Genomic DNA, 21,104 nt, shown 5'->3' with positions numbered 1-21,104 from the left:
GGCCTGGCTCCATCACTACAATCACCACCGCCCCCACACCGCAACCGGCGGCAAACCACCCATCACCAGGTTGACCAACGTCCCTGGGCAGTACACCTAGAAGAGCGCGTCGTCCGCCGCTCCGCGTTCGAAGGCCAGCAGCCGCTGCTTGCGGTCGAGTCCGCCGCCGTAGCCAGTGAGACTGCCCGAAGCCCCGATCACCCGGTGGCAGGGCACGATGATGCCGATCGGGTTTCTGCCGTTGGCGAGGCCGACGGCGCGGGAGGCCCCGGGGTTGCCGAGGGCGTCGGCGAGGTCGCCGTAGGAGCGGGTCTCGCCGTACGGGATGGCTCGGAGCCGGGCCCAGACGCTGAGCTGGAACGGGGTGCCTGACAGGTGCAGCGGCAGGTCGAAGTGCGTCAGCCCGCCCGCGAAGTACGCGTCGAGCTGGTGTACGGCCTCGGCGAACGGGCGGGGGTCCGGGGCGCCGAAGGTCTCCTCGGCTGGGCGGTGGCGCTGGCCGGTCATATAGAGGCCGCTCAGTACGGAGTCCGTGGCGACCAGGGTGAGCGGGCCGTACGGGCTGTCGACCACGGTGTGGGTGCGGGTCATGGTGGCAGACTCCGGAAGTCAGGGGATGGGAAGGCGGTTGACGGGGTGGTCGCCGGTAGCCCACAGGTACTGGACGGCGTAGGCGCGCCATGGCCGCCAGGCGGCGGCGCGTGCGGTCAGGGCCGCCGGGGACGACGGGAGACCGAGCTCGGTGGCGGCGCGACGGATGCCGAGGTCGGTCGGGAGGAAGGCGTCGGGGTCGCCGAGTGCGCGCATCGCGATGACCTCGATGGTCCAGGGGCCGAAGCCGGGCAGTTCGGCCAGCCGGGCGCGGGCTTCGTTCCAGTCGCTGTCGACGCCGAGGCTCAGGGTGCCGTCGGCGAGCGCGCCGATCAGTGTGGTGAGGCTGGTGCGGCGGCTGCGCGGGAAGGCCAGGCTCCCGGGGTCGAGCGCGGCGAGCGCCCGCGGTCCGGGGAAGAGGTGGGTGAGCCCGCCCCCCTCGGGGTCGTCCACGGGGGTGCCGTGGGCCGTGACCAGCCGCGCGGCGTGGGTGCGTGCGGCGGCGGTGGAGACCTGCTGCCCGAGCACGGCCCGTACGGCGAACTCCGCGGCGTCGACGGTACGCGGAACCCGTCTGCCGGGGGCCTTGTCGACCAGCGGCGCCAGCCGCGGATCGGCCCGCAGCTGCTCGTCCACGGCGACGGGGTCGGCGTCGAGGTCGAGCAGTCGGCGGCAGCGGCTGATGGCGAGGGTGAGGTCGCGGGAGTCGGTCAGGGACAGCCGGCAGGCGATGTGGTCCGGGCGCGGGGCCAGGGAGACGATGCCGTGGCCGTGCGGCAGCGCCAGCGTCCGGCGGTACGCGCCGTCCCGCCACTCCTCCACGCCGGGCACCGCTGTCGCGGCGAGGTGCCCGAACAGGTTGTCCGGGTTGAGTGGAACCCGGAACGGAAGGCGCAGGGCGAGCACACCCGGGGTGGCGGGGGCTTTCACGCCGTGCCGGACCGCGCGGGCGCGCAGCTCGCTCGGGGAGAGCGCGAAGACCTCGCGCACGGTGTCGTTGAAGCTGCGGATCGAGGAGAAGCCGGCCGAGAAGGCGACTTCGGCCATGGGGAGCGCGGTGGTCTCGATGAGCAGCCGGGCGGTCTGGGCGCGCTGTGCCCTGGCGAGGGCGAGCGGGCCCGCGCCGACCTCGGCGAGCAGTTGGCGCTCGATCTGCCGGGTCGAGTATCCGAGGCGGGTCGCGAGTCCGGGGACTCCCTCGCGGTCGACCACCCCGTCCTGGATGAGCCGCATGGCGCGGGCGACGGTGTCGGCACGGGCGTTCCACTCGGGTGAGCCCGGGCTGGTGTCGGGACGGCAGCGTTTGCAGGCACGGAAGCCTGCCTGCTGGCAGGCGGCGGCGCTGGGGTGGAACACCATGTTCTCGGGTTTGGGCGGGACGGCCGGGCAGCTGGGTCGGCAGTAGATCCCGGTGGTCAGGACCGCCGTGAAGAACCAGCCGTCGAAGCGGGCGTCCTTGGACTGGACGGCCCGTACGCAGCGCTCGGTGTCGGTGTGCATGGCGGGATGCATGGTTCAAGCATCGGCCACGAAGCGGACACCGGCTGGCGGAAATGCGACATCAGCGTTCCACTACCAGGACATCCTGGTTTTGCTCATCAGGCACTGGGGGCGCTCACGCTCTCAGACCCGTGACACGGACCGGCTCCGGCCGACGGTGGCTGTCGGTCGGAGCCGGTCACAAAGGGTTCACGCGCGAGACCTCAGCCGCCCCGCGTCATGCCCCTCGTCCTCAGTGCGCGTCGCCCCCGGCGGCCGGGCCCATCAGCGCGAACCGGGCGCCCTGGTCGTCCACCACGTGGGCGGACCGGCCGAACGGGCTGTCCGACGGCTCGCGGGTCACCGTGCCGCCCAGCTCCCGGACCTTGGCCACCGCGGCATCCGTGTCCGCGACCTTGAAGTACACCAGCGCGTGGGCCGCGAGCTCCGGCGGGTAGTACTCGTTCATCTGCAGACGCCCCGCGACCGGGTACTCCTGGCCCGGCAGCGACCAGAGCTTGAAGTCGAACTCGGCACCCTCGGCGACCTGCTGTCCCGCGTACCCGAAGACCGCCTCGTAGAACGGGTCGACCGTCTCCTTGTCGCGGGTGTAGATCTCGGGCCAGAAGAACGAGCCGGGCACGCCCTGCACCGCGAAGCCCGCCCGGGTGCCCTCCTGCCAGGCCCCGACCACGGCACCACCGGGGTCGCTGAAGAGCAGCTGGGTCCCCACGTCGCCCACCTTGGTGGGTCCGTCGACCACCTTGCCGCCCGCCGCGGCCACCCGGTCGGCCAGGCCCGCGGCGTCGGACGCCGCGAAGTGCAGGTTCCAGGCGGCGACGGGCTCCTGACCGGCCGGAACCGGGAACATCCCGGCCGCGCTCTTACCGTCGTGCCGCGCCTCGTGGTACGAGCCGAACTCCTCACCGGCGTCTTCGAAAGTCCAGCCGAACAACTCGCCGTAGAAGCGCCGCCCCGCCTCCAGGTCCGGAAGCATCACATCCACCCAGCAGGGCGCGCCCTCAACGAAACCGGCCATCAAACTTCTCCCTTGCACCGTCCGTACGGAGCACCCGACGCTAGGCGGGGCGGCTCGAAGCCCACTCGCGCGGCGCTCGCGCCGGGCCTCGCCCGGTGCGGGACTCACGGTGACTGACACGCGCCGGCGGCGCGGCGCGGGCCCGGCCATGGAGAGGTGGATTCACAGGCGCTCTGGCAGGTCCTGGTGTTCGCGTGCGCCTCAGCCGGCGGCCAGGACCTCTCGGGCCGCGCGCTCACCTGATCGCACCGCCCCCTCCATCAGACCGTGCATCCGTGTCGCGGACTCCGTGCTCGCCCAGTGGATCCGGCCCACCGGTTCACGCAGCGCCCTCCCGTAGGCGGTGAGCGCCCCCGGTACGAAGTGGCCGATCATCCCGCCGAGCGACCAGGGCTCGGTGGACCAGTCCGTCTCCAGATACGCGGTAGGGCGGCGTGCCTCCGGGCCGAACCTCGCGGCGAGCTCGTCCAGCCACACCGCGCGTCGCTCCTTCGGCTCAAGACGCCCCATGTGCAGCGCGGCGTCGCCGAACGCATAGCTGCTCAGCACACCCGGCCGGGCGGGGCGTGGTGTCTGGTCGATGCTGACCGAGACCGGTGACTCGGGGGCCAGCGTCTGACCCGACAGGCCCTCGTCACGCCAGAACGGCTGCTGATGGACGGTGATCACCCGCACGACGGCGCCCGGGGGCACCCGCTGGTGCAGATGGCCGTAGGCGGCCGGCAGCGCGGGGTCGAACACGATCCGGCCCGCCATGACCGGTGGCGTGGCCACGATGAGCCTCCGGGCCGCGACAGTGAGCGCGTCCGAGAAAACCTCGACTTCGATGCCGTTCTGTGTGATCCGCCGCACCGGCGCCGACAAGTGCAGTGCGCTGCCCAGACGTTCGGACATCCGCCGGGCCAGCTCCGGGGCGCCGCCGTCCACCAGATGCGACTCGGTCCTGCGGCTGTCCGTGTAGTAGCCGAAGCCGGACGCGCCGCTGCCACCCCGGGCCAGCGTGAGAGCGCCCAGCAGTGAGACCTCACGCGGGTCGGCGCAGAACAGCAGGTTCATCGCCGCCTTGAGGAGGGTGTGCGCGGTGCCGGAGGGCACGTTGAGCGGGTGGGAGAGCCACTGCCCGAGCGTTCTGGCGTCCCAGTTCCGGGCGTGACGTGACCGCCACGGGGCGTCGCGCGGAAGGCGTCGGGCCATGAGCTCCAAGCGGGCCATCGCGAGGCCCATGGACACGACCGCGGGCGCCCCCGCGCTCGGAATGCCACCTCGGTAGCGGTGGTTGATGCCGTCGAGCCGTAGCAGCCGGTCACCGCCGTCGTACTGCGGATAGACCTCCAGCCCCTCTTCCCGGGCGAGCTGGAACATCCGTTCCTGCCCTTTGCCGAGCCAGGTACCGCCGACCGATACGACAGTGCCGTCGGACACTTCCCGGTTCCACACCCGCCCGCCCACGCGGTCCCTGGCCTCCAGCACCACGACGTCACGGCCCGCTCGGACAAGCTGCCGCGCGGCGGCCAGCCCCGCGAAACCCGCGCCCACGACGCACACATCGGCTCTCGCCCGCTGCACAGCCACCTCCACCGCTCCGACACCACGGCACTCCACAGGCAGCGTCCCCCGGGTCCGCCGGCCGCGCCTGGTGGGAGGCCCGGCCGGGCGTACCGACCCGTCAGCCGGCGTACCGCGCGAACACCTCGTACGCCTGCCGGTCGAAGAGCACGAAGCGGACCTCCTGGACCGATGTCGGTGTCGGCGTCGTGCGCACCGTCTCCACGGCGATCCTGGCGCCGTCGTCCAGCGGCCAGCCGTAGATACCGGTGGAGATGGCGGGGAAGGCGACGGTCCGGGCCCCGAGCTCATCGGCGACCCGCAGTGACTCGCGGTAGCAGGAGGCGAGCAGTTCGGAGCGGTCCTCACTGCGGCTGTGTACGGGGCCCACGGTGTGGACGACCCACTGGGCGGGCAGTCGTCCGGCGGTGGTGGCGACGGCCTGACCGGTGGGCAGGCCCTTGCCGTAGTGCGAGGCGCGCAGCTTTCTGCACTCCGCCAGGATCTCGGGGCCGCCGCGCCGGTGGATGGCGCCGTCGACCCCGCCACCGCCGAGGAGCGAGGAGTTCGCGGCGTTGACGATGACGTCGGCCTGCTGCTCGGTGATGTCGCCCTGTACGAGGGTGATGGAGGGTCCGGTGCTCATACCGCCCATCATCGCGCGCGCAGCCGCCGCCACACTTCTTTGGCGGCGTTGTGGCCGGACATCCCGTGGACGCCCGGCCCGGGAGGGGTCGCCGACGAGCACAGGAACACGGCGGGATGCGGGGTCGAGTACGGGAAGAGGGAGAGCTTGGGGCGCAGCATCAGCTGGAGCCCGCGCGCGGCCCCGCAGGCGATGTCCCCGCCCACGTAGTTCGCGTTGCGCGCGGCCATCTCGGGCGGTCCCGCCGTGGCCCGGGCGAGCACACGGTCACGGAAACCAGGCGCGAATCGCTCGATCTGCCGTTCGATCGCATCGGTGAGGTCGCCCTCCCAGCCGTTCGGGGCGTGGCCGTACACCCAGAAGACATGCTTGCCCTCAGGGGCGCGGGACGGGTCCACCAGGCTGGGCTGAGCGGTGATCAGGAAGGGGGTGTGGGGGGGACGGCCACCCGATGCCTGGTCGAGTGCCGTGGCGATGTCACGGCTTCCGGGCCCGATCTGGACGGTCCCGGCGCGCCGGGGTGCGTCGGCGGTCCAGGGCACGGGGCCGTCGAGGGCGTAGTCGACCTTGAAGACGCTCGCACCGTACCGGTAGCCGTCGTAGCAGCGGCCCAGGCCGGCGATCCGGGCGAGCGCGGTCGGTGAGGTGTCGAAGACATAGGCGCGCGCGGGCGGCAGGTCGTCGAGGCGCTTGATCTCGGTGCCGGTGTGTACCGAGCCGCCGAGGTCGCGTACGTACGCGGTGAGGGCGTCCGCGATGGACTGCGAGCCACCGCGCGGCAACGGCCAGCCACCGGCGTGGGCGGCGAGCGCGAAGACCAGACCGACGGCGCCGGTGGCGATGCCGCCCAGCGGGGCGATCACATGCCCGACGAGACCGGCGAACAGCGCCCGGGCGCGGTCGTCGCGGAACCTCCGCATCAGCCAGGTGGACGGCGGCAGTCCGTCGATCCCGAAACGCGCGAGCGTGAGGGGATCGCGCGGCAGCGCGGTCAGCGGCAGCGCCATGAAGTCCCGCGCGAGACTGTCCCACTTCCCCAGATACGGGGCGACGAGGCGGCGGTACGCCCCGGCGTCCCGTGGCCCGAAGGAGGCGGCGGTCTCGGCGACCGACCGGGACAGCACCGCGGCTGTGCCGTCGTCGAACGGGTGGGCCATGGGGAGCGGAGGGTGGAGCCACTCCAGCCCGTAGCGCGCCAGCGGCATGGCCTTGAAGGCCGGGGAACCGATGCCCAGCGGGTGCACGGCGGAGCATGGATCATGGCGGAAACCGGGAAGGGTGAGCTCTTCGGTCCTGGCTCCCCCGCCCACGGTGTCCCGCGCCTCGAACACCGCGACCGAGAACCCACGCCGGGCCAACTCGGCGGCCGCGGTCAGCCCGTTGGGCCCCGCGCCCACGACGACGGCATCGAGCATCGACGGCACCTTCGGTCTCCTTCGTTCACCGGTGACCAGGGAACCCAGCATATTCGCAGGCGCCGACAGCGCGGCCGGGGGTAGCGTCCGCAGCGATGACGAACCGACTCGACGGCATGGCGGACATGGCGGCACGGCTCACCGGAGTACGGGGCGTGCGCGCCGTCGCCCTTGGCGGCAGCCGGGCGCGCGGGGCGCACCGGCCGGACTCCGACTGGGATCTGGGCCTCTACTACCGGGGCACGCCGGATATGGCCGCGCTGGCCGCCCTGGCCGCGGACTGCACCGGCGGCCCGGTGGAGGTGACGGGCCCGGGCGGCTGGGGGCCGTGGGTGAACGGCGGCACGTGGCTCACGGTGGACGGCGCCCGGGTGGACTGGATCCTGCGGGATCTCGACCGTGTGGAGTCGGTCTGGGCGGACTGCCGTACGGGCCGCTACGAGGTGGGCGTGCAGGCGGGGCATCCGCTGGGCTTCTGGTCACCGGCGTACGCGGGTGAGGTCGCGCTCTGTCAGGTACTCGCCGACCCCTCGGGCGAGCTGACTTCCCTTCGGACGGAGACGGCGGTGTATCCGGAGCCTCTGCGGAAGGCACTGATCGAAGCGGCCTGGGAGTCGGACTTCTCAGTGGCGGCGGCCGCCAAGGCGGCTGGTGGCGGGGACGCCCTCCATGTGTCGCTGTGCCTCTCCCGCGCGTTCGGCGTACTCGCCCAGTCGATGCACGCGGCCCACCGCACCTGGTTGCTCAACGAGAAGGGCGCGCTGGCGAGCGCGTCCCGGCTGCCGTGCGCCCCGGCGGACTTCGCAGCGCGAGTGACAGCCGCACTGCGCGCCCTGGACCCGCGGGCTGTGGCCGACGCGGCACTGCTGGTACGGGAGACCAGGCAGCTCCTTTGACGACTGCTCGTCCGGGGCGGCCGTCTTGGTTCTGCGACGTCCGCGACACCGGTTCGGGAGCGGTCGGGCACAGGCCCTGGAGGCGGAGGTGCCGGACACAGCCCCCGGACACCACTGACAGCGTGAAAATGGGAGACCGCTCGTTCTGCCGGAATCAGTCCGGCGACTGGCAGGGGCGGCTGAGACCACGACTTCGAGCTGAAACGGCGTCTCACGGCACCCCAAAAAGCCGGTCAATCGGTTCTGCCATCCCGAGTGGGCACGGGGCCGAGGACCGCGTCTCACCTGGATGCATGCCTGGGGTGGCTGGTGTCGGCTGCCCAACGGATGCTGAGCGGGAAACGGGCACCTTCTGTGACACAGGGTCACATGCCCGCGTTTTCATCAGGAGAAGCATCATGCGCCACCTCACACGTCTCGGTCTGAGTGCCGTCACCGGCCTGGCCGCCGCTCTCTGCTGCGCTTCCGTAGCCGTGGCCGCCGCGCCGAGTCCCGAGACCAGCCAATCCAAACCGTCGCACGGCAAGGAGAAGGTGTTCAATCTGACGACGGTGGTGACTGCGGCCAACTTCATTGATGTGGACCCCACCGGAAGCAGCCAGGGGGACGAGCTTGTCGCCACCGGCAATGTCCTCCAGTCCGGTAACGAGGTGGGACAGTTCGACGAGGTCTGCACGGTGACGCGCGCCGAGGTCGATGGGGCGTTCACTTTCCAGTGCCAGGTCACCCTCACACTGCCCGATGGGCAGCTCACCGTGCAGGGAGTGTTCCCCATCACCGAGACCGGCCCAGGTGAGATCACCCTGGCGATCACGGGAGGCACCGGGAAGTACCGCACGGCCAGGGGCTACGTCGAATCCGTCAACACCAGTGAGGCCGAGAGCGAGGTCGAGGTGCATCTGATCCGCTGACGGCGAGGACGGGAAGCCCGCTGCGAGGTGGGCGAATCCGGCACCCATTGCAACACAAGGGTCCCTCGACGCCTGTCGAGGGACCCGCAAATACCTGACACAGGGTCAACCAGAGGCGCGTCGAGCAGGAAACACCGGCTCGGGATGCGAACCGTGCCTCCGCCGGCCGCACGCCTCACCGCTCACCACGACAGCGATGGGTGACCGGCCCGGCGTGACAAGCCCGGTCACCTCGTCCGCTGTCAGCGGGGCGCTGCCAGCAGTGCGTGGATCCGGCGGGCCGTCGCCTCGTCCCGGGCGGCCGTGAACGGCAGCGCGTTGCCACCGGTGACACGGAACCGCTCTCCGGTGAGGGTCAGGTCCATGCCACCCGCCTCGGCGACCAGGAGCAGCCCCGCCGCGTGGTCCCACGAGTTCTCCCACGAGAAGACGACCGCGTCCAGGTCGCCGCGGGCCACATCGAGGTACTCCAGACCCGCGGAACCGCAGGGGCGGCTGTGTATGCCGTCGACGCGCAGGGCGAGGAGGGCCCGCTTCTGCACCTCGGTGGTGAAGTCCGGGTGGGAGGTGGCCACTTCGAGAACCGTGCCGGGTGCGGGCGAGCCCGCCCGGATCGGCCTGCCGTCCACCCGCGCGCCGTGCCCGCGCACCGCTACCGCCATCTCGTCCAGCGCCGGGGCGTAGGTCCAGGAGGCCAGCACCTCACCGTGCCGCGCGAGCGCGACCAGGGTGCAGAAGCCGGGCTCGCCGTGGACGAACTGGCGGGTGCCGTCCACCGGATCCACGATCCAGACAGGAGCGTCTCCGTTGAGCGCCTCGCGTATCCGCGGATCGGCATGGACTGCCTCCTCGCCCACCACGACCGAACCCGGAAGCAGCGCGGTGAGGGAGGCCGTGAGGTGCTCCTCGGCGCTGCGGTCGGCGACGGTCACCAGATCGTGCGGACCGTTCTTCTCGACGATCTCGTCCTCGGCGAGCCGGCGGAAGCGCGGCATGATCTCGGTGGCGGCCGCCTTGCGGACCGCCTCCTCGACCAGGGCAAGGGTGCCGGACTCCCAAGGGCTGCCTGTCGTGCCGGACAGAAACTCTTCGCTCATGCGTCCAGCAAAGCACGCCGCACTGACATCCCAGCCGACTCGGGGCGACGAACGAACGGACACCCGGGGGATTTGCGGGATATGCCGGGTGAACGCGGGGTGTCTTCCCGGCGGCCCTGCCGCATCCAGGCCCCCGCGCTACCTGATGGATATGCTCTTGCGGTCGAAGCGTGGAGCCGAGCGGGGGACGTATGAGCACACCACCGGACGGTCTACCCGTCTACCGGGTCCTGACCGGCCCGGATGACGCCTCGTTCTGCCATCGGGTGAGCGAGGCGATCGCCCTCGGCTACGAACCGCACCAAGGACCCGCCGTCACCTTCGACGGCGAGCGGGTCATCGTCGCCCAGGCCCTGCTCTGGCCGCAGGCGTAGCGGCAGCGGCAGCGGCAGCGGCAGCGGCAGCGGCAGCGGCAGCGGCAGCGGTCAGCCTGCGGACGACTCGGCAGCGGCAGCGGAAGCCTCCGAGGACGCCGCAGACGCAGTCGGCGGCGGTGAGGCGGGCGCGGCCGGCAGGCTGTACACGTTCTCCGGCGTCACGATGCCGGTGATCGCCTTGGCGAAGACAGTGCTGTTCTCGTTGCCCTTGTACGGGTTGTCGGTGTTGGTGAGGATCACCAACGTCGCCTTGGTCCTGGGCAGATAGACGGTCACGCTCTGGTAGCCCGGCAGGGAGCCGTTGTGGCCGATCCAGCCGTGGTTGTCGAAGATGCCCAGACCGTAGCCCGTCCCGGGGAAGCCGGTGGGCAGAGTGCGCAGTCGCTGGGCCTGGGTCGCGGGCTTGAGCAGTGTGCCGGTGGCCGCGATACGTGCCCAGTCCCGCAGGTCCGGCAGGTCCGAGATCATCGCCCCGGCCGCCCAGGCCCAGGACGGGTCCCAGTCGGTGGCGTTCGCTTCCTCGCCGTCCAACGTCTGGTCGGTGTAGCCCTGCGCGTGCGGCTCGGGGAACTCGGTGCCCTCGGGGAACAGCGTGTTGCCGAGACCGGCCGGGCCCAGGACACCGCGGTCCAGGTACTCCCGCAGACTCAAGCCGCTTGCTCTCTCGATGACCAGGCCGAGCAGGATCGTGTTGGTGTTGGAGTACTGGAACCTCTCGCCCGGCTGGAAGCCCACCGGGTGCTTGAAGGCGTAGTCGAGCAGTTGCTGCGGCGTGAACACCCGGTCCGGGTCGGACATGAAGGCCTTGTCGAAGCCGGGGTCGTCCGTGTACGAGTACAGTCCACTGCGCATCTCGGCCAGCTGACGCAACGTGATGTTCTCGCCGTTCGGCACTCCGTCCACGTAGTCGGAGACCGGGTCGTCGAGCCTGACCTTGCCTTCGTCCACCAGCCTGAGCAGCGCCGTCACGGTGAAGGTCTTGGTCTCGCTGCCGATCCGCATCCGCAGATCCGGCGACATGGCCTTGCCGCTGCTCTTGTCGGCGACACCGAAAGCCCGGACATAGTCACCCTTTCCGGGCTGCCACACTCCGACGATCACACCGGGGACCCCGGTCTGGCGCAGCACCTGGGTGATCGCCTTGTCGAGCCGCTTCGCCACCGCGGGATCCAGGGCGCGGGGGGATGCCGCGGAGGTGGCGGTGGGGGAAGCCGCGGGTGGGCCGGAGGACGCGGGCCCGGTGCAGGCCACCGCGGCGAGCAGCCCCGCGGCGGCCAACGTGACGGCCGCGGACCTGCCGTAACCCGACCTGCTGTGACCGGTCCCGCCGCAACCGGTCCTGTGCCATGTGTGCGTGCGCGACATCCCGGGCGCCCCTTTCGGCCAGGCTTGGCCATGCGGCCGGTGCGGTGACGCATGGTCAGCCTAACGTAAGCCGCGTATGCACCCATATCGGTATAACCCGGCCCGTACTGACCCGTTCGGCAGGCCGGGACACCTGCGGACCGGGACGCGCTCAGGCCCGCTCGGACGTATCCGGGCGGGCCAAGGCCGTCTCTGACAGATCCCGCCTGGTGCGATCGCACACACCAGACGCCGTGGGCCCCGCCCTTCGGGCGGACGGCGCCACTTGTTCAGAGACGGCCTGGCGCGGGTACTCAGACCCGGCCACTCACCAGCAGCAGCAGCGCGTCCGCGAGGTCCTCCGCGGGCGAGCCGGTGGCCAGCCGCCGGAGCTGGAGCCCGGCGATCAGGGCCACCGTGGTCGCGGCCAGCCGCTCCGCGTCGGGGACGCCGAGGGCGGTGAGGATCTGAGTGGCGAGGCGGTCGTAGGCGGCGAAGCACTCCGCCGCCGCCTCCCGCAGCCGCTCGTCCCGCCCCGCCTGGATGTACAGCTCGAAGGGCGCGATGTGCTCGCTGTCGAAGACGGTGCCTTCCGCGACCTGTCCGGCGAGGGAGGCTGCGGCGTCGAGACCGAGACCCGCCGCCTCACCCTCGTCGGCGAGCTCGGTCAGCCGCCGGGTCTCCTCGTGCACGAAGTGCAGCATGGACTCGCGCAGCATCTCGTGCTGGCTGGTGAAGTGGTAGGTGACGGACCCGAGCGAGACGCCCGCCTCCTTGGCGATCCGCCGGTTGGTGACCCCGGCGATGCCGTCCTCTCCGATGACGCGCAGGACGGCACCGATGATGCGCTGCTTCGTGGGGGGTATCGGCGGGACGGTGGAAGGGACGTGCTCGCTGGACATGGTGGTCATTGTTCCACCGGCGCGCTCCGGACGGTCAGCGGGGCGGGGTGGCGCTCATACCAGCGCAGGGCGTCCTCCAGTTGGGCGGCCAGTGAGATCAGCCGCTCCTCGCCGCCGGCGGGACCCAGTAGCTGCGCTCCCACGGGCAGACCGCCGGAGGTGAATCCGGCGGGTACGTTCACCCCGGGCCAGCCGAGTACGTTCCACGGCCAGGCATAGGGGCAGGCCGCCGCCATGATGGAGTTGGTGCGCCAGGAGCCGAGGCCGTCGAAGGTGCCGATCGCGGGCGGGGGTGCGGCCGTGGTGGGGGTGAGCACGACGTCGTAGGTGTCGAAGATGGCGCCGACGCGCTGGTGCTGGCGCACCTCACGGGCGCGTGCGGCGCGCACGATACGGCCGCCGAGCAGTTTGCCGTTGCGCATGGCGGCCCGGGTGCGCGGGTCGAGCAGCGCGGGCTCGGGGTGCAGCGCCGCGATCTCCGAGATACCGGTCGTGCCGCGCGGGACGAAACCGAGTCCGATGAGCCCGTAGCGCGGCCTGGCCTCCTCGACATCGTGTCCGAGCCGGGCGAGGGCCTCGGCGACCTGGGTCACGGCACGGCGGATCTCCGGGTGGGGCTTGGCGCCGGTGAGGGTGAGCGGCGGGCGCCACGCGAGGGCGATACGCAACCGGCCCGGTTCACGGCGGGCCGCGGCGGACGCCTCGACGGCGTCCGGCCGGTGGAGGTCCTCGGGGTGCGGTCCCTGGACGGCGTCGAGCAGCAGGGCCGCGTCGGCGACGGTACGGGCCAGCGGGCCGTGGACGGCGAGGCCCTGGAACGCGTCGATGTGCGGATGGACGGAAACCCTCCCGCGCTGCGGCTTGATGCCCACGAGATGGGTCCAGGCGGCCGGGATCCGGATGGAGCCGGCACCGTCCGAACCGAGCGCGGCCGGTACGAGTCCGGCGGCGACGGCCGCCGCCGAGCCACCTGACGACCCGCCGGGTGTGTGTTCACGCGACCAGGGATTGCGGGTGGCGCCGAAGGCGGGGCCCTCGGTGAACGCCCACTGGCCCAGTTCGCAGGAGTTTGTCTTGCCGACGATGACGGCACCCGCCTCGCGCAGCCGGCGTACCGGCTCGCCGTCGGCCAATGCCGGTGGGACCTCGCCCTGGCAGCCGAACAGGGTGGGCAGGCCCGCCACGTCGGTGTCGTCCTTCACCGCCATGGGCACACCCAGCAGCGGCAGCCGCTCCCCCGCCGCCAACCGCCGGTCGGCCTCGTCGGCCTCGGCCAGCGCGGCCTCCGCCCGGACGTGCCGGAAGGCGTTGAGCACGGGCTGGCTCGCCTCGATACGTTCCAGCGCGTCCGCGACGAGTTCACGTGAAGTGACCTCGCCCTCGCTCAACCTTCTCGCCTGTTCGGCAAGTCCTGTGTAGTCCCCTGTGGACATGGCCACCCTGCCCTCCTTATCGTTCGTTCGAACGAACAGAACTGGAGGGTAACCAGATGCGCATCACCGGATCAACTGTTCTGCTCACTGGTGTCACCGGCGGTATAGGTGCCGCACTCGCCTCGGAACTCGGCGCTCGGGGAGCGCGGTTGATCCTGACCGGTCGCCGGCCCGAGGCGCTGGAGCCACTGGTGGAGCGGTACGGGGCACGGGGCGTCGTCGCCGATCTCGCGGACCCTGACGACATCGAACGGCTGGCGCGCGAGGCGGCCGGCGCCGACATCCTGGTCGCCAACGCCGCTCTGCCGTCCAGCGGTGAGCTGCTGGACTACACGCCCGAGCAACTCGACCGCGCCCTCGCCGTCAACCTCCGGGCCCCCGCCATGCTGGCCCGCCTGCTCGCGCCCGCCATGGTCGAGGCGCGCCGCGGCCATCTCGCCTTCGTCGGTTCGATGTCAGGCAAGACGGCCACGAAGCACTCGGCCCTGTACAACGCCACCAAGTTCGGGCTGCGCGGGTTCGCGCTCGGGCTGCGCCAGGACCTGCACGAGCATGGCGTGGGTGTCTCCGTGATCCAGCCCGGCTTCGTCCGGGACGCGGGCATGTTCGCCGCCACGGGGGCCGAGGCGCCCGCGGGCCTGGGCACGGTTTCGCCGCGCCAGGTCGTCGCGGGCGTGGTCCGCGCCATCGAGCAGGATCGCGCCGAGGTGAATGTGGCGCCCGCGATGATGAAGGTACTCACCGCGATCGGAGGCCAGTTCCCGGGGTTCTCGGAGCGGGTGCAGCGCCGTGCGGGCGAGTCCACCGACCGTACGCTGCGCCGTGTCGTGGAGGCCCAGCGCAAGAGCCGCTGAACCCGGACGCCGAAGGCGGCGCCATGGCTCACCTCGGGGGCTCACCGGGCGGGACGCCGTGGCGGCTCCCGTCGGACTCCCCCTGGGAGCCCTGGGAGACATGGCGCCGCAGCGGCAGCATCAGCAGCGTGTACAGCACCATCGACGCGGCGAGGCCCACCGCCCAGCCGTAGTCGGCGAGCGGCTTGAGCACGGGGATCAGCCCTTCCTCGGGGAACGGGCCCTTGCCCGGTGCCGAATGGGAGCCGCCGATCGCCAGGATGCCGCCCACGGCGAAGGCGACCACACCCCGCCAGTTCCAGCCGCCGGAGTACCAGTAGTCGCCTTCATGCCGGTAGAGGTCGGCCAGATGGAGACGGGTCCGGCGGATGATCCAGTAGTCGGCGATGAGGATGCCCGCCACCGTGCCGAGGAGTCCGCCGACCAGCCCCAGCCAGGTGAAGATGTAGAGCTCCGGGGTCGCGGTCAGCTTCCACGGCATGATCAGCACACCGACGACACCCGTGATCAGCGCACCCCTGCGGAAGTTGATGAACCTCGGCGCCAGATTGGCCAGGTCGTACGCGGGCGAGACCACGTTCGCGGCGATGTTCACGGAGATCGTCGCGACCAGCACCGTGATCAGGGCGTAGAGCAGACCGAAGACGTTGTCGGTCTTTCCGGCGAGTTCCACCGGGTCCCAGATCGGCACCCCGTACACCGCCTCGGATCCGGAGGTCACGAACACCGAGAGCAGGGCGAACAGCGTCATGGTCGTCGGCAGTCCCAGCGTCTGGCCCCAGATCTGGGCCCGCTGTCCGGCGCCGAAGCGGGTGAAGTCCGGGATGTTCAGGGACAGCGTGGACCAGAAGGCGATCATCGCCATGAGGGAGGGGAAGAACACCGTCCAGAACTCCGGCCCCCAGCCGAGCTCGGACGGCTGGTCGAGCAGCGGACCGAATCCGCCCGCCTTCATGGCGATCCACACCAGCAGCACCAGTGCCCCGACGATGACGAACGGGGCCGCCCAGTTCTCGAACCTGCGGAGGGTCTCCATACCCCGGTAGATGATGGCCAGTTCGAGCACCCAGAAGACCACGAAGCACAACCAGAGCGTCCAGGGCTGCCCGGCGATCTCGGAGGCCTTGGTCCAGCCGCCGAAGATATTGCCGAGCAGGATGAAGATGCCCTGCCCGCCGATCCAGGTCTGGATACCGAACCAGGCGCAGGCGACCGCGGCTCTGATGAGCGCTGGCAGGTTGGCCCCGCGCACGCCGAACGAGGCACGCGCGAGCACCGGGAAGGGGATGCCGTACTTGGGCCCGGCGTGCCCGGTGAGCAGCATCGGCGCCAGCACGATCACATTGGCGAGGGCGATGGTGAACACCGCCTGCTTCCAGTCCATCCCGAGGGCGACAAGTCCGGACGCGAGCAGCCAGGACGGGATGTTGTGGGCCATCCCGACCCAGAGCGCGGCGAAGTTGTACGTCGTCCAGTGCCGTTTGGCTACCGGTACGGGAAGCAGGTCCCGGTTGACGTAGCGGCCCTCGTCGGAGACCGTTCCGGGCACGAGTTCCACCCGGCCCTGGTCGTCGGTCACCTGGTCCGGGTCGCGGGACGGAGGGGCCGGGGGAACTGGCGCGGTCATGGGCTGGACCCTTCAGCGGGGGGCGGGTGACCCGGTCAGCGGTGAGCGTTCAGCGGCAAGACGAAAGGCGGCGATGCCCAGGAGGCGGATCAGCGGTTGATCGCGGGGATGATCTCCGCACCGTAGGCGTCGATCGTGAGTTCCTTGGCGTCGTGCATGTTGTAGACCGCGAACTGGTCCACGCCCAGCTCGCGCAGCGCCTGGAGCTTCTCGATATGCGCCTGCGGGGGGCCGAGCAGGCAGAAGCGGTCCACGATCTCGTCGGGCACGAAGTCCGTCGACGGGTTCCCGGCCCGTCCGTGGTGGCTGTAGTCGTAGCCGTGCCGCTCCTTGATGTACGCGGTGAGCTCCTCGGGCACCATGTCCGAGTGCTCGCCGTAGCGGCTGACGAGATCGGCGACGTGGTTGCCGACCATCCCGCCGAACCAGCGGCACTGGTCGCGGGCATGGGCCAGGTCGTCGCCGACGTACGCGGGCGCGGCGACGCAGATCGTGACCGCGTCCGGATCGCGCCCGGCCTGCGCGGCCGCGTCACGTACCGCCTTGACCATCCACTCGGTCAGGTACAGGTCGGCGAGTTGGAGGATGAAGCCGTCGGCCTTCTGCCCGGCGAGCGTCAGGGCTTTCGGGCCGTACGCCGCCATCCACACCGGGAGCTTTCCGCCCCGCACCCAGGGCAGGCGCAACGGCTGGCCGTCGACCAGGGCTTCCCGCCCCTCGGCAAGGTCGCGGATGACGCCGATCGCCTCGCCGAGGCGGGCGAGCGTGTTGGGCTTGCGGCCGGCCACCCGCATCGCCGAGTCGCCGCGTCCGATGCCGCAGACGGTGCGGTTGCCGTACATCTCGTTGAGGGTGGCGAAGGTCGAGGCGGTGACCTCCCAGGTCCTGGTGCCCGGGTTGGTGACCATGGGGCCGACGTGCAGGGTCTGGGTGTGCTCCAGGATGCGGCTGTAGATGACGAACGGCTCCTGCCAGAGCACCGCCGAGTCGAATGTCCAGCCATAGCGGAAGCCGTTGCGCTCCGCGCGCCGCATCAGGCCGACGACTTCCGATGCGGGCGGGTCGGTCTGTAGGACGAGTCCGAAGTCCACGGGGGACCTCCCGGTTCAGTTCGTTGCGTTGCTCGTTGCCCGTTACTAGATGCGCGTGGCGCGCTTCTCGTTGCTCGTTGCTCGTTGCTCGTTGCCTGCCGACTGCCGGACTAGCCGAGGTACTGGCAGGTGGATCGCGGTACGTAGACACCGTGCCCGGCCCGGCCGGTGAACTCCCGCCGGTCGATGACGGTTTCACCGCGAGACAGCACGGTCTCCACCTGCCCGGTGACCCGCTTGCCCTCGTACGCCGAGTAGTCGACGTTCATATGGTGGGTCTCGGCCGAGATGACCTGGGTGGCCGTCGGGTCGTAGATCACGACGTCGGCGTCGGCGCCGGGCGCGATGGTGCCCTTCTTCGGGTAGAGCCCGAACATCCGGGCCGGGGTGGCGCAGGCGATCTCGATCCAGCGGCGACGGCTGATGTGGCCGTCCACGACCGCCTGATGGAGCAGGTCCATCCGGTTCTCCACACCCGGCAGACCATTGGGGATCTTGGAGAAGTCCCCCCGTCCCAGCTCCTTCTGACCGGTGAAGCAGAAGGGGCAGTGGTCGGTGGACACGACTTGGAGGTCGTTGGTCCGCAGCCCGCGCCACAGCGCGGCCTGGTGCTCCTTCGGCCTGAGCGGTGTACTGCACACGTACTTGGCGCCCTCGAAGTCGGGCTCCGCGAGGTTGTCAGTGGACAGGAACAGGTACTGCGGACAGGTCTCGCCGAAGACGTTGAGGCCCTTGCCCCTGGCCTGGGCGATCTCGGCGACGGCCTCCTCCGCCGACACGTGCACGACATAGAGCGGCGCGCCCGCGACCCGGGCGAGCTGGATGGCGCGGTGCGTTGCCTCGGCCTCCAGGAGCACCTTGCGCACTTCGCCGTGGTAGCGCGGGTCGGTCTCACCGCGGGCGAGGGCCTGTTCGACCAGTACGTCGATCGCGATGCCGTTCTCGGCGTGCATCATGATCAGCCCGCCGTTGGCGGTGCCACGCTGCATCGCCCTCAGGATCTGCCCGTCGTCGCTGTAGAACACTCCCGGATAGGCCATGAAGAGCTTGAAGGAGGTGACACCCTCCTCCACCAGCAGGTCCATCTCCTTGAGCGAGGACTCGTTGACGTCGGCGAGAATCATATGGAAGCCGTAGTCGATGGCGCAGTTGCCGTCGGCCTTGGCGTACCAGGCGTCGAGTCCTTCACGCAGGCCCTGTCCGACGGACTGCACGGCGAAGTCGACGATGGTGGTGGTGCCGCCCCAGGCGGCGGCACGGGTACCGGTCTCGAAGGTGTCGGAGGCGAAGGTGCCACCGAACGGCAGCTCCATGTGGGTGTGGGCGTCGACGCCGCCCGGGATGACGTACTTCCCGCCGGCGTCGATGGTGCGTTCGGCGGTCCAGCTCTCGGCGGCGCCGGAGCCGGTCGCGGCCAGGGCGGCGATACGGCCGTCCTCGATCAGTACGTCGGCGTGAGTCTCCTCCGCGGCGGTGATGACGAGTCCGCCGCGGATCAGGGTGCGGTTGCTCATGGTTCTTCCCGGTCTCTGAAGGGGTGGACTGGGCGGTGTCGCAGGCTGCGCGGGCTTGTCCGAAGGCTGCACGGCTGTCCGGAGACCTGCGCGGGTGTCCGGAGGCAGCACATGCTCTCTACAGGCTGCGCAGAGCCCGTTCGAGGATGGCCGCGCCCTCTTCCGCCTCCGCGACGGTGAGCGTCAGCGGTGGGGCGATCCGCAGCACGCTGGTGTTGTGCGCGCCGCCCTTGCCGATGAGCAGACCGTTCTCGCGAGCCGTCTCGAGTGCCGCGGCAGCGGCTTCGGGGTGCGCCTGGTCCGTCCCGGGCTTCACGAGCTCCACCGCGGCCATGAGCCCACGGCCGCGCACTTCGCGCACCTCGGGAACCGCCGCGCCGATGGCGCGCAGCCGTTCCAGCAGCATTCCTCCGACGCGCCGGGCGTTGCCCTGGAGATCGTGCTCCAGGAGGTACGAGAGGTTTGCCAGGCCCGCCGCCATGGTGATCGGGGAGCCGCCGAAGGTCGAGATGGAGTTGGCGTCGATGCAGTTCATGACCTCGGCACGGGCGACCACACCGCCGACGGACATACCGTTGCCGATGCCCTTGGCGAAGGTGAGGAGGTCCGGCGGTCCGTTCCGGCCGTGGGCCTGCCAGCCCCAGAAGTTGTCCCCGGTCCGGCCCCAGCCGGTCTGCACCTCGTCGGAGATCCAGAGGATGCCGTGCCGGTCGAGCACTTCGCGGAACGCCGCGTACAGGCCGTCGGGCGGGGAGGTGAAGCCGCCGACGCCCTGGATCGGTTCGGCGATCAGTGCGGCGACATCGCGGGTCTGCCCGAGCAGGTCCTCAAGGTCGGCGACGCAGGCTTCGACGAACCGCGCGTCGGAGAGCTCCGCGTACGGTCCCCGGCCGCGGACGCCGCCGTGCACGTAGAGGGTCTGCAGGGGGGAGAGCCCGGTGGGGCTCCAGGCGCGGTTGCCGGTGATGGAGACCGCGGAGAAGGAGCGGCCGTGGTAGCTGTTGCGCATCGCCAGGATCGTTCCGGACCTGCGGTACGCGGTGGCCAGCAGCAGGGCCGTGTCATTGGCCTCGGTGCCGGAGGTGGTGAAGAAGACCCGGGCGTCCGGGATTCCGGAGAGTGCCGCGATGCGCTCGGCCAGCTCGACCATGGGGCGGTTGAGGTAGAGCGTGGAGGAGTGGATGATCCGCCCTGCCTGCTCGCTCACCGCCTTGGTGACCTCGGGGAGCGCGTGGGCGGTCATGGTGGTGAGGATGCCGCCGAAGAAATCCAGGTAGCGGTTGCCGTCCGCGTCCCAGACGTGCCGCCCCTCGCCGTGGGTGATCTCGATGGGATGCCGGTAGTACAGCGCGACCCAGTCGGGGATGACCGCGCGGTGCCGTTCGTACAGGTCGCTCACGGCTGCACCAGTCCCTCGTAGGCGTCGGGTCGGCGGTCGCGGTAGAACGCCCACTGCTGCCTGACCTCTTCGATGAGGTCGAAGTCCAGGTCCCTGACGATCAGTTCCTCGGCCTTGTCGCTGGCGGGCTCGCCGACGAACTGACCGCGCGGGTCGACGAAGTAACTGGTGCCGTAGAAGTCGTTGTCGCCGTACTCCTCCTGGCCGACCCGGTTGATGGCGGCGATGAAGTACTCGTTGGCGACGGCGGCGGCGGGCTGTTCGAGCTGCCAGAGGTAGGCCGAGAGGCCGCGTGAGGTGGCCGAGGGGTTGTAGACCAACTGGGCTCCGTTGAGACCGAGTTGGCGCCAGCCTTCGGGGAAGTGGCGGTCATAGCAGATATAGACCCCGACCCTGCCGACGGCGGTGTCGAAGACGGGCCAGCCCACGTTGCCGGGCTTGAAGTAGTACTTCTCCCAGAAGCCCTTGACCTGGGGGATGTGGTGTTTGCGGTACTTGCCGAGGTAGGTGCCGTCGGCGTCGATGACGGCTGCGGTGTTGTAGTAGAAGCCGGAGCTCTCGACCTCGAACACCGGGACCACGATCACCATGCCGGTCTCCCGGGCGAGGTCGCGCATCCGCAGCACGGTGGGGCCGTCCGGGACCGGTTCGGCCCAGCGGTAGTGCTCGGGCTCCTGCACCTGGCAGAAGTACGGCGCGTTGAAGACCTCCTGGAATCCGATGACCTTGGCGCCCTGGCGTGCGGCCTCCCGGGCGTGCTCCTCGTGCTTGGCGATCATCGACTCGGTATCGCCGGTCCAGCTCGCCTGGACGAGTGCGGCGCGTACGACATGGGTCATGAGCTGCTCCTTCGACAAGACGTCAGAGAGCCTCTACGCACGTAGACGCAATACTTAGGAGGAGAACGTAAGCCCCGTCACACACTGGGGCAAGACCATCGCCGC

The 21,104-nt window shown here is 70.6% G+C and carries 19 protein-coding genes; 4 read left to right on the top strand and 15 right to left on the bottom strand.

From position 1 onward, the window contains the following. Window positions 1–96: 96 nt before the first annotated feature. The 6 genes from ACFWI9_RS10950 to ACFWI9_RS10925 form a co-directional block, all read right to left on the bottom strand. Complete coding sequence (locus ACFWI9_RS10950) at window positions 97–591, bottom strand: methylated-DNA--[protein]-cysteine S-methyltransferase (RefSeq protein ID WP_387160709.1); 495 nt, start codon at window positions 589–591, stop codon at window positions 97–99. A gap of 18 nt (window positions 592–609) precedes the next feature. Further along, window positions 610–2,103 (bottom strand): AlkA N-terminal domain-containing protein, encoded by a 1,494-nt coding sequence (locus tag ACFWI9_RS10945; RefSeq protein ID WP_387160707.1) that lies wholly within the window; start codon window positions 2,101–2,103, stop codon window positions 610–612. Window positions 2,104–2,323: 220 nt separating this feature from the next. Then, window positions 2,324–3,109, bottom strand: coding sequence for a VOC family protein (locus ACFWI9_RS10940; protein WP_387160705.1), 786 nt, complete (start codon window positions 3,107–3,109; stop codon window positions 2,324–2,326). A 201-nt stretch (window positions 3,110–3,310) separates the two neighbouring features. Further along, the gene (locus ACFWI9_RS10935) at window positions 3,311–4,675 is read right to left on the bottom strand and encodes a flavin monoamine oxidase family protein (RefSeq protein WP_387160703.1); all 1,365 of its coding nucleotides are present in this window, start codon (window positions 4,673–4,675) and stop codon (window positions 3,311–3,313) included. Between the two features lie 100 nt (window positions 4,676–4,775). Further along, window positions 4,776–5,300 carry an O-acetyl-ADP-ribose deacetylase gene (locus tag ACFWI9_RS10930; RefSeq protein ID WP_387160701.1) on the bottom strand — a complete coding sequence of 175 codons (525 nt, stop codon included), beginning with the start codon at window positions 5,298–5,300 and terminating at the stop codon, window positions 4,776–4,778. Between the two features lie 8 nt (window positions 5,301–5,308). Beyond that, on the bottom strand, window positions 5,309–6,724 hold the full coding sequence (locus tag ACFWI9_RS10925) for a phytoene desaturase family protein (protein WP_387160700.1): 1,416 nt from the start codon (window positions 6,722–6,724) through the stop codon (window positions 5,309–5,311). Window positions 6,725–6,810: 86 nt separating this feature from the next. Here ACFWI9_RS10925 and ACFWI9_RS10920 point away from each other — a divergent pair, with 86 nt between their 5' ends. Both ACFWI9_RS10920 and ACFWI9_RS10915 read left to right on the top strand, forming a co-directional pair. Then, the gene (locus ACFWI9_RS10920; protein ID WP_387160698.1) at window positions 6,811–7,611 is read left to right on the top strand and encodes a DUF4037 domain-containing protein; all 801 of its coding nucleotides are present in this window, start codon (window positions 6,811–6,813) and stop codon (window positions 7,609–7,611) included. 398 nt (window positions 7,612–8,009) lie between these two features. Then, a complete protein-coding gene (locus ACFWI9_RS10915; RefSeq protein ID WP_387160696.1) occupies window positions 8,010–8,522 on the top strand; it encodes a dirigent protein in 513 nt (170 codons plus the stop codon). A gap of 242 nt (window positions 8,523–8,764) precedes the next feature. Here ACFWI9_RS10915 and ACFWI9_RS10910 read toward each other — a convergent pair whose 3' ends face one another. Beyond that, window positions 8,765–9,619 (bottom strand): inositol monophosphatase family protein, encoded by an 855-nt coding sequence (locus ACFWI9_RS10910; RefSeq protein ID WP_387160694.1) that lies wholly within the window; start codon window positions 9,617–9,619, stop codon window positions 8,765–8,767. A gap of 191 nt (window positions 9,620–9,810) precedes the next feature. On the opposite strand from ACFWI9_RS10910, the gene ACFWI9_RS10905 reads away from it, so the two are divergent. Then, window positions 9,811–9,993, top strand: coding sequence for a DUF1737 domain-containing protein (locus ACFWI9_RS10905; protein ID WP_387160692.1), 183 nt, complete (start codon window positions 9,811–9,813; stop codon window positions 9,991–9,993). A 51-nt stretch (window positions 9,994–10,044) separates the two neighbouring features. Here ACFWI9_RS10905 and ACFWI9_RS10900 read toward each other — a convergent pair whose 3' ends face one another. The 3 genes from ACFWI9_RS10900 to ACFWI9_RS10890 form a co-directional block, all read right to left on the bottom strand. Beyond that, window positions 10,045–11,361: a serine hydrolase domain-containing protein gene (locus ACFWI9_RS10900; protein ID WP_387160691.1), complete on the bottom strand. Its 1,317-nt coding sequence runs from the start codon at window positions 11,359–11,361 to the stop codon at window positions 10,045–10,047. 293 nt (window positions 11,362–11,654) lie between these two features. Continuing rightward, window positions 11,655–12,242 (bottom strand): TetR/AcrR family transcriptional regulator, encoded by a 588-nt coding sequence (locus ACFWI9_RS10895; RefSeq protein ID WP_387160690.1) that lies wholly within the window; start codon window positions 12,240–12,242, stop codon window positions 11,655–11,657. Between the two features lie 5 nt (window positions 12,243–12,247). After that, the gene (locus ACFWI9_RS10890) at window positions 12,248–13,675 is read right to left on the bottom strand and encodes an amidase (protein ID WP_387160715.1); all 1,428 of its coding nucleotides are present in this window, start codon (window positions 13,673–13,675) and stop codon (window positions 12,248–12,250) included. A 56-nt stretch (window positions 13,676–13,731) separates the two neighbouring features. Here ACFWI9_RS10890 and ACFWI9_RS10885 point away from each other — a divergent pair, with 56 nt between their 5' ends. Beyond that, window positions 13,732–14,529 (top strand): SDR family NAD(P)-dependent oxidoreductase, encoded by a 798-nt coding sequence (locus ACFWI9_RS10885; protein WP_387160689.1) that lies wholly within the window; start codon window positions 13,732–13,734, stop codon window positions 14,527–14,529. A gap of 28 nt (window positions 14,530–14,557) precedes the next feature. Here the strand turns inward: ACFWI9_RS10885 and ACFWI9_RS10880 are convergent, their stop codons facing one another. The 5 genes from ACFWI9_RS10880 to ACFWI9_RS10860 all read right to left on the bottom strand — a co-directional run bounded on the left by ACFWI9_RS10880 (window position 14,558) and on the right by ACFWI9_RS10860 (window position 20,999). Next, entirely contained in the window at window positions 14,558–16,156 is a 1,599-nt protein-coding gene (locus ACFWI9_RS10880; protein WP_387160688.1) for an NCS1 family nucleobase:cation symporter-1, read from the bottom strand. Window positions 16,157–16,245: 89 nt separating this feature from the next. After that, window positions 16,246–17,247 (bottom strand): TIGR03842 family LLM class F420-dependent oxidoreductase, encoded by a 1,002-nt coding sequence (locus tag ACFWI9_RS10875; RefSeq protein ID WP_387160686.1) that lies wholly within the window; start codon window positions 17,245–17,247, stop codon window positions 16,246–16,248. A 110-nt stretch (window positions 17,248–17,357) separates the two neighbouring features. Continuing rightward, window positions 17,358–18,761 (bottom strand): dihydropyrimidinase, encoded by a 1,404-nt coding sequence (hydA, locus tag ACFWI9_RS10870; protein ID WP_387160684.1) that lies wholly within the window; start codon window positions 18,759–18,761, stop codon window positions 17,358–17,360. A gap of 118 nt (window positions 18,762–18,879) precedes the next feature. Further along, entirely contained in the window at window positions 18,880–20,160 is a 1,281-nt protein-coding gene (locus ACFWI9_RS10865; protein WP_387160683.1) for an aspartate aminotransferase family protein, read from the bottom strand. After that, a complete protein-coding gene (locus ACFWI9_RS10860) occupies window positions 20,157–20,999 on the bottom strand; it encodes a nitrilase-related carbon-nitrogen hydrolase (RefSeq protein ID WP_387160681.1) in 843 nt (280 codons plus the stop codon). Before ACFWI9_RS10860 ends, ACFWI9_RS10865 begins: the two co-directional genes overlap by 4 nt. Window positions 21,000–21,104 lie beyond the last annotated feature (105 nt).

The sequence above is a fragment of the Streptomyces sp. NPDC127084 genome (assembly GCF_042724175.1).
Lineage (GTDB): Bacteria > Actinomycetota > Actinomycetes > Streptomycetales > Streptomycetaceae > Streptomyces.
The sequence above is the reverse complement of the archived record's forward strand: the minus strand, read 5'-3'. Positions and strand labels throughout refer to the sequence as shown.